11 protein-coding genes are annotated in these 11,961 nt (G+C 67.0%); 6 read left to right on the forward strand and 5 right to left on the reverse strand.

The window, feature by feature from the left end:
• The first annotated feature begins 31 nt into the window (after nt 1–31).
• The 3 genes from EPK82_RS11460 (at nt 32) to EPK82_RS11470 (ending at nt 3,879) form a co-directional block, all read left to right on the forward strand.
• A complete protein-coding gene (locus EPK82_RS11460; protein ID WP_134676639.1) occupies nt 32–682 on the forward strand; it encodes a 7-cyano-7-deazaguanine/7-aminomethyl-7-deazaguanine transporter in 651 nt (216 codons plus the stop codon).
• 231 nt (nt 683–913) lie between these two features.
• Nucleotides 914–2,380: an NAD-dependent succinate-semialdehyde dehydrogenase gene (locus tag EPK82_RS11465; protein ID WP_134676640.1), complete on the forward strand. Its 1,467-nt coding sequence runs from the start codon at nt 914–916 to the stop codon at nt 2,378–2,380.
• Nucleotides 2,381–2,502: 122 nt separating this feature from the next.
• Nucleotides 2,503–3,879, forward strand: a complete 1,377-nt coding sequence (locus tag EPK82_RS11470; RefSeq protein WP_134676641.1) for an aspartate aminotransferase family protein — start codon at nt 2,503–2,505, stop codon at nt 3,877–3,879.
• A gap of 209 nt (nt 3,880–4,088) precedes the next feature.
• On the opposite strand, the gene EPK82_RS11475 is transcribed toward EPK82_RS11470, so the two are convergent.
• From EPK82_RS11475 to def, 5 genes are all read right to left on the reverse strand, one after another.
• The gene (locus EPK82_RS11475) at nt 4,089–4,403 is read right to left on the reverse strand and encodes a tetratricopeptide repeat protein (protein ID WP_134676642.1); all 315 of its coding nucleotides are present in this window, start codon (nt 4,401–4,403) and stop codon (nt 4,089–4,091) included.
• Between the two features lie 79 nt (nt 4,404–4,482).
• Nucleotides 4,483–5,856, reverse strand: a complete 1,374-nt coding sequence (trkA, locus tag EPK82_RS11480) for a Trk system potassium transporter TrkA (protein ID WP_037052265.1) — start codon at nt 5,854–5,856, stop codon at nt 4,483–4,485.
• A gap of 11 nt (nt 5,857–5,867) precedes the next feature.
• Complete coding sequence (gene rsmB, locus EPK82_RS11485) at nt 5,868–7,181, reverse strand: 16S rRNA (cytosine(967)-C(5))-methyltransferase RsmB (RefSeq protein WP_037052262.1); 1,314 nt, start codon at nt 7,179–7,181, stop codon at nt 5,868–5,870.
• Complete coding sequence (gene fmt, locus EPK82_RS11490) at nt 7,178–8,110, reverse strand: methionyl-tRNA formyltransferase (RefSeq protein WP_047592741.1); 933 nt, start codon at nt 8,108–8,110, stop codon at nt 7,178–7,180. The genes rsmB and fmt overlap by 4 nt, the downstream gene beginning before the upstream one ends.
• 56 nt (nt 8,111–8,166) lie before the next feature.
• Nucleotides 8,167–8,673 (reverse strand): peptide deformylase, encoded by a 507-nt coding sequence (def, locus tag EPK82_RS11495; protein WP_013713230.1) that lies wholly within the window; start codon nt 8,671–8,673, stop codon nt 8,167–8,169.
• A gap of 153 nt (nt 8,674–8,826) precedes the next feature.
• On the opposite strand from def, the gene EPK82_RS11500 reads away from it, so the two are divergent.
• The 3 genes from EPK82_RS11500 (at nt 8,827) to EPK82_RS11510 (ending at nt 11,886) form a co-directional block, all read left to right on the forward strand.
• Complete coding sequence (locus EPK82_RS11500) at nt 8,827–9,864, forward strand: LysM peptidoglycan-binding domain-containing protein (RefSeq protein WP_037052257.1); 1,038 nt, start codon at nt 8,827–8,829, stop codon at nt 9,862–9,864.
• A gap of 86 nt (nt 9,865–9,950) precedes the next feature.
• A complete protein-coding gene (dprA, locus tag EPK82_RS11505) occupies nt 9,951–11,066 on the forward strand; it encodes a DNA-processing protein DprA (protein ID WP_134676643.1) in 1,116 nt (371 codons plus the stop codon).
• 262 nt (nt 11,067–11,328) lie between these two features.
• The gene (locus EPK82_RS11510) at nt 11,329–11,886 is read left to right on the forward strand and encodes an L-threonylcarbamoyladenylate synthase (RefSeq protein WP_047585274.1); all 558 of its coding nucleotides are present in this window, start codon (nt 11,329–11,331) and stop codon (nt 11,884–11,886) included.
• Nucleotides 11,887–11,961 lie beyond the last annotated feature (75 nt).

Here is an 11,961-nt window from a genome sequence, read left to right on the forward strand (position 1 = left end):
CTCACCCCACTTCACGAAAAAGGACATCGACATGACCCTGATTCCCGCGTCGGTCAGTCGGCCCGTGCTGGCCGGCCTGATCGCCTTCCACATCCTCATCATCATCGCCAGCAACTACCTGGTGCAGCTGCCGATCACCCTGTTCGGCTGGCATACCACCTGGGGTGCGTTCAGCTTCCCGTTCATCTTCCTCGCCACCGACCTCACCGTGCGCCTGATCGGCAAGCATGCTGCGCGCGTGGTCATCGCCCGTGTGATGCTGCCGGCGCTGCTCGCTTCCTATGCGGTCTCGGTGCTGTTCCACGAGGGGGCCTTCGGCGGCCTGGCAACGCTGGGCGAGTTCAACCTGTTCGTCTTCCGCATCGCCGTGGCCAGCTTCCTCGCCTATGCCTTCGGCCAGTTGCTGGACATCCAGGTCTTCGACCGCCTGCGCAGGATGCGTCAGTGGTGGGTGGCGCCCACCGCCTCGACCATCTTCGGCAACCTGCTGGACACCTTCCTGTTCTTCTCGGTGGCCTTCTGGCACAGCGACGATCCGTTCATGGCGGCCAACTGGGTGGAAATCGCCACGGTGGACTACGTGATCAAGCTGGCCATCAGCTTGATGCTGTTCGTGCCGCTGTACGGCATGTTGCTCAGCGCCATCGTGCGTGCCCTGCCGCAACGTATTGCCACGACGTGAAGCACGCTCGCCGCTAAAGCGCCTCCCACGGTGGCCGGTGGCGAGTGTGTGTGAGGGACTTTAGCCGCGATTGTCTGAGTGCCGCTGCCGAGGTGCGGCGGGGCCTGAGAAATCTTCTGTTCGCCGCGCTCCTTCAGAAAAAACTGCGGTAACGCGGTGGCGGCTTGGAAAAAACACCAGGCCGCCCTTCCCTAGCATGTCTCCCATGCCCATCGGCCCGGAGACATCGCCATGCCCCTCGACCACCCCCTGCTGTTCAAGTCGCTCTGCTATGTCGACGGTCACTGGGTACACAGTGACGACGGCGCCAGCGTCGCGGTGCAGAACCCGGCCGACCAGAGCCTGATCGGCCATGTACCGATGCTCAGCGCGCAGCAGATCGGCAGCGCCGTGGATGCCTCCCAGCGTGCCTTCATCGCCTGGCGCGAGCAGAGCCTGGACGCCCGCGCGGCATTGCTGCGGCGCTGGGCCGAGCTGATCCTGCAGCATCAGGAGGACCTGGCGCGCATCCTCAGCCTGGAGCAGGGCAAGCCGCTGGCCGAGGCGCGTGGCGAGATCCGCTACGCCGCCAGCTTCATCCCTTGGTTCGCCGAGGAGGCGCGCCGGCTCTACGGCCAGACCATCCCCAGTCATATCCCCGGCGCCCAGCTGGGTACGCTCAAGGAGCCGGTGGGCGTCTGCGCCCTGCTCACGCCCTGGAACTTCCCCAGCGCGATGATCACTCGCAAGGCCGCTGCTGCCCTGGCCGCCGGCTGCACCGTGGTGGTCAAACCGGCGCACGAGACGCCCTACTCCGCCTTCGCCCTGGCCCAGCTGGCCGAGGAAGCGGGCTTCCCCGCCGGTGTGTTCAACGTGGTGCTGGGTGAGCCGCAGATGGCCATGGAGACCCTGGTCAAGGATGCGCGGGTGCGTTCGGTGAGCTTCACCGGCTCGACCCGCGTCGGCAAGCTGGTGCTGCAGGCTGCCGCCGATGACGTGAAGAAGGTGGTCCTGGAGCTGGGCGGCAACGCGCCGCTGATCATCTGCGCCGATGCCGACCTCGATCACGCCGTGCAGGTGGCGCTGGACGCCAAGTTCCAGACCTCCGGGCAGGACTGCTGCGCGGCCAACCGCATCCTGGTGCAGCGCCCGGTCTACGAGCAATTCCTGCAACGCTTCGCCAGGGCCGTGCGCGACCTGCGCGTGGGACCGGGGCATGACGAACGCAACCAGATCGGCCCGCTGATGCACCAGGCGGCGCTGGACGGCACGGCTGCACGGGTGGCCGATGCCATCGAGCAGGGTGCGCGGCTGCTGGTCGGTGGCGAGCCCCATGCGCTGGGCGGCTGGTTCTGGCAGCCGACGCTGCTGGCCGACGTCACAGGCGGCATGCGCATCTACCGCGAGGAGAACTTCGCGCCCATCGCCGGCGTGCGCGCCTTCGACAGCCTGGACGACGCCGTGGCCATGGCCAACGACACCGAGTACGGCCTGGCCGCCTACATTTGTTCCAACCGGGTGGACGTCGTCCATCCGCTGATTCGCCGCCTCGAGCATGCCATGGTCGCGGTCAACGGCAGCAAATTCACCGGCCACCCGATCCCCTTCGGTGGCATGAAAGCCTCCGGCCTCGGCCGCGAAGGCGCTACGGAGGGCTTCGAGCCCTTCGTCGAAACCAAGTACTTCTGCATTCATCACCAGGGCCAGCGCTACCCCTGATGCACCCGGAGAGCCGCTGGGAGGGACTTCAGCCGCGCCTGACCTTGCAGGCGCTGCAAGCCCCTCCCACAAACCTGTGAATGACCTTTATCGCCACCCCAGCGAGTCAGATGGAGACCGCCATGACCGACTACCAGAAGCTGTTCGAGCAGGACCGTGCCCACTTCATGCACCCGTCCACCCACGCCCACGATCATGCCAGCGGCGCGCTCAAGGGCCGCATCATCAAGGGCGCTTCGGGCATCCGCATCCAGGACCACGAGGGCCGCGAGCTGATCGACGCCTTCGCCGGTCTGTACTGCGTGAACATCGGCTATGGCCGCACCGAGGTGGCCGAGGCCATCTACAAGCAGGCCAAGGAGCTGGCCTACTACCACACCTACGTCGGCCACTCGACCGAGGCCATCATCGAGCTCTCGGCGCGCATCATCGACTGGGCGCCGCAGGGCATGAAGAAGGTCTACTACGGCATGTCCGGCTCGGACGCCAACGAGACCCAGATCAAGCTGGTGCGTTACTACAACAACGTGCTCGGGCGCCCGGCGAAGAAGAAGATCATCTCGCGCCAGCGCGGCTATCACGGCTCGGGCATCATGACCGGCAGCCTCACCGGCCTGGCCAGCTTCCACCAGCATTTCGACCTGCCGCATGCCGATATCAAGCACGCCGCCTGCCCGCACTTCTACAAGGCCCCGGCCGGCATGGACGAAGCCGCCTTCGTGCGGCACTGCGCCGAGGACCTGGAGCGCCTGATCCTGGCCGAGGGCCCGGAGACCGTGGCGGCCTTCATCGGTGAGCCGGTGATGGGCACCGGCGGCATCATCGTGCCGCCCAAGGGTTACTGGCAGGCGATCCAGGCGGTGCTGGCGAAATATGACATCCTGCTGATCGCCGACGAAGTGGTCTGCGCCTTCGGCCGCCTGGGCACGCCGATGGGCAGCCAGATGTTCGGCATGCAGCCGGACCTGATCACCACCGCCAAGGGCCTGACCAGCGCCTATGCACCGCTGTCGGCGGTGATCGTCGGCGAGAAGGTGTGGAACGTGATCGAAGAGGCCTCCAGCCGCGACGGTGCCATGGGCCATGGCTGGACCTACTCCGGCCACCCGATCTGCGCCGCCGCTGCGCTGGCCAACCTGGATATCCTGGAGAAGGAAAACATCGCCGCCAACGCCGCCGATGTCGGTGCCTACCTCAACCAGCAACTGCGCCAGACCTTCGAAGGCCACCCGCTGGTGGGCGAAGTCCGTGGGGTCGGCATGCTCGCCGCGCTGGAATTCATGGCCGACCGCGAGGCGCGTACGCCCTTCGATGCCGCGCTCAAGGTCGGCCCGCGTGTCTCCGCTGCGTGCCTGGAGCGCGGCATGATCGCCCGCGCCATGCCGCACGGCGACATCCTCGGCTTCGCCCCGCCGCTGGTGCTGAACCAGGCCGAGGCGGACGAGGTGGTGGGTATCGCCAAGGCGGCGGTGGACGCGGTGGCCAGCGAGGTGCTCTGAGCCGCTGCAGTGCGCAGGAGCGTGCGCTTCAGCCGCATGCTCCCTGCGCCCGTGCCGTTGGCGAGGTCAAGAGCGCGTCGCCGAAGTGCCTGGCGCAGAGCGCGCTACGGCATGCGTGGGAGGGGCTTCAGCCGCGACCGCCTGGAGCCTGTCCCCGGATTGCATCCGGGCTACGTTGGTGCGTCGATAGCTCGCGGCGGCGTTGTCGATCAGCGCGGCTTGTCCAGCTTGCGCAGGAACACGCTCATTTCCTTCTCGGCCTGCTTGTCGCCCTTGGCCTGGGCGGCGGCGATGCCCTGTTGCCAGGCCTGGCGCGCGGCGTCGTGCTCGCCCTGGGCCAGCAGCGCCTTGCCCAGCAGCTTCCACGCCGCCGAATAGCCCGGGTCGAACTCGACGCAGCGTTGCAGGTGTTCGGCGCCCTGTACGGCGTCGCCGCCGTCCAGGTGGGCCTTGCCCAGGCCGAAGCGCAGCAGGGCGTTGTCCATGCCCTTGGCCAGCATCTTTTCCAGTGCCTCGGTACTCATTCGGCCCTCCTTCGTTGGCCAGCCACAAGCCTCAAGCTGCAAGCCACAAGCGCTTTACGTGCCGCTTGAAGCTTGCTGCTCAGAAGAACGTCAGGCCGGCCTGGAACAGGCGCTCGACGTCGCGGATGTACTTCTTGTCGACCAGGAACAGGATCACGTGGTCGCCGGACTCGATCACCGTGTTGTCGTGGGCGATCAGCACTTCCTCGTCGCGGATGATGGCGCCGATGGTGGTGCTCGGTGGCAGGGCGATGTCCTCGATGGCACGGCCGATGACCTTGCTCGACTTGGCATCGCCATGGGCGATCACTTCCAGCGCTTCCGCTGCGCCCCGGCGCAGGCTGTGCACGCTCTCGATGTCGCCACGGCGCACGTGGGTCAGCAGGGTGCCGATGGTGGCCAGCTGCGGGCTGATGGCGATGTCGATCTCGCCGCCCTGCACCAGGTCGACGTAGGCCGGGTTGTTGATGATGGTCATCACCTTGCGCGCGCCGAGGCGCTTGGCCAGCAGCGACGACATGATGTTGGCCTCGTCGTCGTTGGTCAGGGCGAGGAAGATGTCGGCGTCGTTGATGTTCTCTTCCACCAGCAGGTCGCGGTCCGAAGCACTGCCCTGCAGCACGATGGTGCTGTCGAGGTTCTCCGAGAGGTAGCGGCAGCGTGCCGGGCTCATCTCGATGATCTTCACCTGGTAGCGGCTCTCGATGGCCTCGGCCAGGCGCTCGCCGATGTTGCCGCCGCCGGCGATGACCACGCGCTTGTAGCTGTCCTCGAGGCGACGCATCTCGCTCATCACCGCGCGGATGTGGGCCTTGGCGGCGATGAAGAACACCTCGTCATCGGCCTCGATGACGGTGTCGCCCTTGGGCATGATCGGCCGGTTGCGCCGGAAGATGGCGGCCACGCGGGTATCCACCGTGGGCATGTGCTGGCGCAACTGGCGCAGCTGCTGGCCTACCAGCGGCCCGCCGTAGTAGGCCTTGACCGCCACCAGCTGGGCCTTGCCCTCGGCGAAGTCGATGACCTGCAGGGCGCCGGGGTATTCGATCAGGCGCTTGATGTAGTTGGTCACTACCTGCTCGGGGCTGATCAGCACGTCGACCGGGATCGCCTCGTTGTCGAACAGTGCTTCGCGGGTCAGGTACGCCGCCTCGCGCACGCGGGCGATCTTGGTCGGCGTGTGGAACAGGGTGTAGGCGACCTGGCAGGCGATCATGTTGACTTCGTCGCTGTTGGTCACGGCCACCAGCATGTCGGCGTCATCGGCGCCGGCCTGGCGCAGCACGGTGGGGAACGAGCCCTTGCCCTGCACGGTGCGGATGTCCAGGCGGTCGCCGAGGTCGCGCAGGCGGTCGCCGTCGGTGTCCACCACGGTGATGTCGTTGGCTTCGCTGGCGAGGTGCTCGGCCAGGGTGCCACCGACCTGACCTGCGCCGAGAATGATGATTTTCACTGATCGCTCCGTTAGCCGTGGGTCGCCACGGCAGTCTTTATCAGCTTGGCATAGTAGAAGCCGTCATGGCCGTCCAACTGCGGCAACAACTGGCGGCCGTGTTCTGGCTGCAGGCCGAATTCACCAGCGATGGCGAGCTCCTGCGCATCGGCCGTGCGGGCGAGGAAGGCGGCGATGGTGTCGCTGTTTTCCGTCGGCAGCACCGAACAGGTGGCGTAGAGCAGGATGCCGCCCGGGGCCAGCGTCGGCCACAGGGCATCGAGCAGCTCGCCCTGCAGCGTGGCCAGGGCGGGAATGTCTTCGGCCTTGCGGGTCAGCTTGATGTCCGGGTGACGGCGGATCACCCCGGTGGCCGAGCAGGGCGCGTCGAGCAGGATGCGCTGGAACGCCTGGCCATCCCACCAGGCGCCGGTATCGCGGCCATCGGCGGCGATCAGCGTGGCGTCGAGCTGCAGGCGTTCGAGGTTTTCCCGCACGCGGGCCAGGCGCTTGGCTTCCAGGTCGACGGCGACCACTTCGGCCAGTCGCGGCTCGACCTCGAGCAGGTGACAGGTCTTGCCACCCGGTGCGGCGCAGGCATCGAGCACGCGCTGACCAGGTGCCAGCTCGAGCAGCTCGGCGGCCAGCTGCGCGGCCTCGTCCTGCACGCTGACGCGGCCTTCGCTGAAGCCGGGCAGGCTGGTCACGTCGCAGGGCTGCAGCAGGCGCACGCCATCGCGGCTGAAGTCGCAGGGCGCGGCCTCGATGCCGGCGGCGCGCAGTTCGACGAGGTAGTCGTCACGGCTGCCATGGCGGCGGTTGACCCGCAGAATCAGCGGCGGGTGGGCGTTGTTGGCGGCGCAGATGGCCTGCCAGTGCTCGGGCCAGTGTGCCTTGAGCGATTTCTGCAGCCAGCGCGGATGAGCGGTGTGCAGCACCGGGTCGCGATCCAGCTCGGCGAGCAGCGCCTCGTGCTCGCGCTGCGCACGACGCAGCACGGCGTTGAGCAGGCCCTTGGCCCAGGGCTTCTTCAGCGCGCCGGCGCAGCCGACCGTTTCGCTGATGGCGGCGTGCTCCGGGATGCGGCTGTGCAGCAACTGGTAGAGGCCGACCAGCAGCAAGGCTTCGACGTCCTTGTCGGCGGCCTTGAAGGGCTTTTCCAGCAGCTTCTCGGCGAGCAGTTGCAGGCGCGGCTGCCAGCGGGCGGCGCCGAACGCCAGGTCCTGCGCCAGGGCGCGGTCGTGGTGTTCGACCTTGTCCAGCTGCGGCGGCAGGCTGCTGCCCAGCGAGGCCTTGCCGGACAGCACGGCGGTCAAGGCGCGGGCGGCGGCCAGACGTGGGTTCATTGACCGAGCACCAGGCCGGGGGCGAACTGTTCGCGACGACTGTTGTACAGGTCGCTGAAGGCCAGCGGCTTGCCGCCGGGCAGCTGCAGGCGGGTCAGGCGCAGCGCGCCCTCGCCGCAGGCCACGGTCAGGCCGCTCTTGTCCGCGGCGAGAATGCTGCCGGGGACGCCAGTGCCGTCCGCCAGCTCGGCGGCATGCACCTTCAGGGCCTCACCGTTCAGCGTGCTGTGGCAGATCGGCCAGGGGTGGAAGGCGCGCACCAGGCGCTCCAGCTCCACGGCAGGCCGGCTGAAATCGAGGCGTGCCTCGTCCTTGTTCAGCTTGTGCGCGTAGTTGGCCAGGGCATCGTCCTGCACCTCGCCCGCGAGGGTGCCAGCCGCCAGGCCGTCGACGGCCTGCAGGACCGCCTGCGGGCCGAGCCGGGCCAGGCGATCATGCAGGCTGCCGCCGGTGTCCTCGGCAGAGATCGGTGTCGTCACCTTGAGCAGCATTGGCCCGGTATCCAGGCCGGCCTCCATCTGCATCACGGTGACGCCGCTCTCGGCATCGCCGGCCTGCACCGCGCGCTGGATCGGCGCGGCGCCGCGCCAGCGCGGCAGCAAGGATGCGTGACTGTTGATGCAGCCCAGGCGCGGGGTGTCGAGCACCACCTGCGGCAGGATCAGGCCGTAGGCCACCACCACCATCAGGTCGGGTTGCAGCGCCGCCAGTTCGGCCTGAGCCTCCGCATTGCGCAGACTGGCCGGTTGGTAGACGGCGATGCCGTGCTCCAGGGCCAGCTGCTTGACCGGGCTGGGCATCAGTTTCTGGCCACGCCCGGCCGGGCGATCCGGCTGGGTGTAGACGGCGATGATGTCGTGCTGGCTGGCCAGCAGGGCCTTGAGGTGCTCGGCGGCGAATTCCGGGGTGCCGGCAAAGACGATACGCATGGGGCAGTCACCAAAGAAAAAGGCTTGCCGTGGCAAGCCTTTCGGGTAAACGGGGGTCAGGCACGCTGGCGATGCTGTTTTTCCAGCTTCTTCTTGATCCGGTCGCGCTTGAGGTTGGACAGGTAATCGACGAACAGCTTGCCGTTGAGGTGATCGCACTCATGCTGGATGCACACGGCGAGCAGGCCTTCGGCGATCAGCTCGTAAGGCTGGCCATCGCGGTCCAGCGCCTTGATCTTGACCTTCTGCGGGCGATCGACGTTCTCATAGAAGCCGGGCACCGACAGGCAGCCTTCCTGGTACTGGTCCATCTCGTCGGTCAGCGATTCGAACTCGGGGTTGATGAACACCCGCGGCTCGGACTTGTCTTCGGACAGGTCCATGACCACCACGCGTTTGTGCACGTTGACCTGGGTTGCGGCCAGGCCGATACCCGGAGCGTCATACATGGTCTCGAACATGTCATCGACCAGCTGACGGATGGAGTCGTCCACGACGTCCACCGGTTTAGCGATGGTACGCAGGCGTGGATCAGGAAATTCGAGGATATTCAGGATCGCCATATGCGTTTGTGATGCACTTGTGGAATAAAGTCAAAATCCGCTGCTAAGATGATGAACAGCATTGAAAAACGGCTTCACGCCGCGTATTCAGCGGGTTTGGCACGCGGCGCTAGGGCGCTTCACGTGAAGACACATAATAAAGGGATTCACCGTATGAGGAAATCACTACTCGCCTTGCTCCTGGCAGCTGGCGGAATGGCCCTGACCTGCATGGCTCAGGCCGCAGTGCAACTCAAGGACGGTCATCCGGACCGTTACACCGTCGTCAAGGGCGATACCCTCTGGGACATTTCCGGCAAGTTCCTCAGTCAGCCGTGGAAATGGCCGGAGATCTGGCACGCCAACCCGCAGGTGGCCAACCCGCACCTGATCTACCCCGGCGACACCCTGAATCTCGTCTACGTGGATGGCCAGCCGCGCCTGATGCTCAATCGCGGCGAGTCGCGCGGCACCATCAAGCTGTCGCCGCAGGTGCGCAGCACGCCGATGGCCCAGGCGATCCCGACCATTCCGCTGGAGGCGATCAATAGCTTCCTGCTGAGCAACCGCATCGTCGATACGCCCGAAGAGTTCAACGGCAAGCCCTACATCGTTGCCGGCAACGCCGAGCGCGTGGTCAGTGGCGCCGGTGACCGTGTCTATGCCCGTGGCCAGTTCGACGAGCAGAACCCGATCTACGGCGTGTTCCGCCAGGGCAAGACCTACACCGATCCGGATACCAAGGAATTCCTCGGTATCAACGCCGACGATATCGGCACCGGTGAGATCGTTGCCGAGGAAGGCGATATCGGCACCTTCGTGCTGAGCCGTTCGACCGAGGAAGTGCGCCTGGGCGACCGTCTGTTCCCCACCGAGGAGCGGGCGATCAACTCCTCCTTCATGCCCAGTGAGCCGACCAGCGAGATCAAGGGTGTGATTCTCGACGTGCCGCGTGGTGTCAGCCAGATCGGCCAGTTCGACGTGGTCACCCTGAACAAGGGTACCCGTGACGGCCTGGAGATCGGCAACGTGCTGGCGGTGTACAAGACCGGCGAGACCGTGCGCGATCGCGTGACCGGCGAGAACGTCAAGGTCCCGGACGAGCGCTCCGGCCTGCTGATGGTGTTCCGCACCTACGACAAGCTCAGTTATGGGCTGATCCTGCAGGCGAGCCGCCAACTGGCGGTGATGGACAAGGTTCGCAACCCGTAACACCCGACGAGCCCCGCTGATGCGGGGCTCGTGCTTTCTACCGGTGTCGCCAGGATGGCGACTGCACCGCTCAGGGAAGAATCGCCATGTCTGCGTCCTCCTCGCTGTCCCCCAGCATTTCTCCCGCCGAACTCGAAGCGCGCCTGCGCCTGCATCTGTTGCCGGAGCTGGGGCCCCGTCGCTTTCGCAAACTGCTCAGCGCCTTCGCGAGTGCCTCGGCCGCGCTCAGTGCGCCGGCCAGTGCCTGGCGTTCGCTGGGCTTGCCGGCCGCCTGTGCCGAGCCGCGGCGCAGTGCCGAGATCCGTCAGCGGGCCACGGAGGCGCTGCGCTGGCTGGATGAGCCAGGCCAGCACCTGCTGATGTGGGACGATCCACGCTATCCGGCGCTGTTGGCGGAGCTGGCGGATGCACCGCCGCTGCTGTTCGTGGCGGGCGACCCGCTGGTGCTGGAGGCGCCGCAACTGGCGATGGTCGGCAGCCGCCGCGCATCGACGCCGGGGCTGGACAACGCCCGAGCCTTCGCCCGCAGTCTGGCGGCGGGCGGTTTCGTGATAACCAGCGGCCTGGCCCTGGGGATCGACGGGGCGGCCCATCAGGGCGCGCTGGACGCGGGTGGCCGGACCGTCGCGATTCTCGGCACGGGCCTGCAGCGCCTCTATCCGCGTCGCCATGAACGCCTGGCGAGGCAGATCGCCGAACAGGGCGGCGCACTGGTTTCCGAGTTGCCGCTGGATTGCCCACCCCAGGCGAGCAACTTCCCGCGGCGCAACCGCATCATCAGTGGCCTGTCGCTTGGGGTGCTGGTGGTCGAGGCCAGCCCGTCGAGCGGTTCGCTGATCACCGCCCGGCTGGCGGCCGAGCAGGGGCGCGAGGTCTACGCCATCCCCGGTTCGATTCATCATCCGGGCGCGCGTGGCTGCCACCAGCTGATTCGCGACGGCGCCACGCTGGTGGAGAGCACCGAGCATGTTCTTGAGGCCTTGCGGGGCTGGCACGTGTCACCCATCGCATCCCCGTCGGCGCCGCCGGCCCGCGTCGAGCATCCACTGCTGGCCCTGTTGCATGCCGCGCCGCACAGCACCGAGGCGCTGGTCCAGGCCAGTGGCTTGCCGCTGGCAGAGGTTCTCGCCGCCCTGACCGAGCTGGAGCTCGAGGGGCGGGTATGCAGCGAGGCCGGACGCTGGTTGGCGCGCCAGGCGTGAGCGGCGTCTGCTGTTCGCCGCCGTGCGATCCGCGCAGGGCGGATGGCGCCTCACCCTTCCATCGGGCTGTCCGTAGGGTGGATGGCGCTTCATCCATCCACCAGGCCGCATCAGGCTCACTCGCCACGGTGCTTGCAGAAGGCGCCGGCGGCCCGCTTTGTCGTGGCGCAGGCGCCGATGTGATCCCCGCATGGTCGCCGGGCTACAGTCGCCGCCCCGTCTTGGATAGACTGCCGGCCATTCGTTCAGCGGGAGACAGTCGATGGCCAGCAACTGGCAGATACAGCAAACGGCGCGTGTGGTGCGTGAGGGTGGCGTCATCGCCTATCCGACCGAGGCGGTCTGGGGGTTGGGCTGCGACCCGTGGAACGAAGAGGCGGTGGACCGACTGCTGGCGCTCAAGGAGCGCCCGATGCACAAGGGTCTGATTCTGGTGGCCGATGCCATCGAACAGTTCGACTTCCTGCTCGGGGACCTGCCCGAGGTCTGGCAGGAGCGTCTGGCCGGCAGCTGGCCGGGACCGAACACCTGGCTGGTGCCGCATCAGAACCGTCTGCCCGAGTGGGTCACCGGCATGCATGACACCGTCGCCCTGCGCGTCACCGATCACCCGCTGGTGCGCGCGCTGTGCCGCTACACCGGGCCGCTGATTTCCACGTCGGCCAATCCGGCTGGCCGCCCGTCGGCGCGTTCGCGCCTGCGCGTCGAGCAGTATTTCCCCGGCGAGCTGGACAAGGTGCTGGGTGGCGCACTGGGTGGTCGGCGCAACCCCAGCCTGATCCGTGACCTGCGCACGGGCGATGTGATCCGCCCGTCCTGAAGCGCTGAAAGCTCGCGGCCAAAGCCCCTCCCACACGTAGCCCGGATGCACTCCGGGGGGCTTGAATCGTCCCCC

Origin of the sequence: Ectopseudomonas khazarica, from assembly GCF_004521985.1 — a bacterium.
In the GTDB taxonomy this organism is placed as follows: Bacteria; Pseudomonadota; Gammaproteobacteria; order Pseudomonadales; family Pseudomonadaceae; genus Aquipseudomonas; species Aquipseudomonas khazarica.

What these genes read in the sequence shown, in the direction of transcription:
- EPK82_RS11460 (WP_134676639.1), top strand. Translation starts at nt 32, where the DNA reads ATGACCCTGATTCCCGCGTCGGTCAGTCGGCCCGTGCTGGCCGGCCTG.
- EPK82_RS11465 (WP_134676640.1), top strand. Translation starts at nt 914, where the DNA reads ATGCCCCTCGACCACCCCCTGCTGTTCAAGTCGCTCTGCTATGTCGAC.
- EPK82_RS11470 (WP_134676641.1), top strand. Translation starts at nt 2,503, where the DNA reads ATGACCGACTACCAGAAGCTGTTCGAGCAGGACCGTGCCCACTTCATG.
- EPK82_RS11475 (WP_134676642.1), bottom strand. Translation starts at nt 4,403, where the DNA reads ATGAGTACCGAGGCACTGGAAAAGATGCTGGCCAAGGGCATGGACAAC.
- rsmB (WP_037052262.1), bottom strand. Translation starts at nt 7,181, where the DNA reads ATGAACCCACGTCTGGCCGCCGCCCGCGCCTTGACCGCCGTGCTGTCC.
- fmt (WP_047592741.1), bottom strand. Translation starts at nt 8,110, where the DNA reads ATGCGTATCGTCTTTGCCGGCACCCCGGAATTCGCCGCCGAGCACCTC.
- def (WP_013713230.1), bottom strand. Translation starts at nt 8,673, where the DNA reads ATGGCGATCCTGAATATCCTCGAATTTCCTGATCCACGCCTGCGTACC.
- EPK82_RS11500 (WP_037052257.1), top strand. Translation starts at nt 8,827, where the DNA reads ATGAGGAAATCACTACTCGCCTTGCTCCTGGCAGCTGGCGGAATGGCC.
- dprA (WP_134676643.1), top strand. Translation starts at nt 9,951, where the DNA reads ATGTCTGCGTCCTCCTCGCTGTCCCCCAGCATTTCTCCCGCCGAACTC.
- EPK82_RS11510 (WP_047585274.1), top strand. Translation starts at nt 11,329, where the DNA reads ATGGCCAGCAACTGGCAGATACAGCAAACGGCGCGTGTGGTGCGTGAG.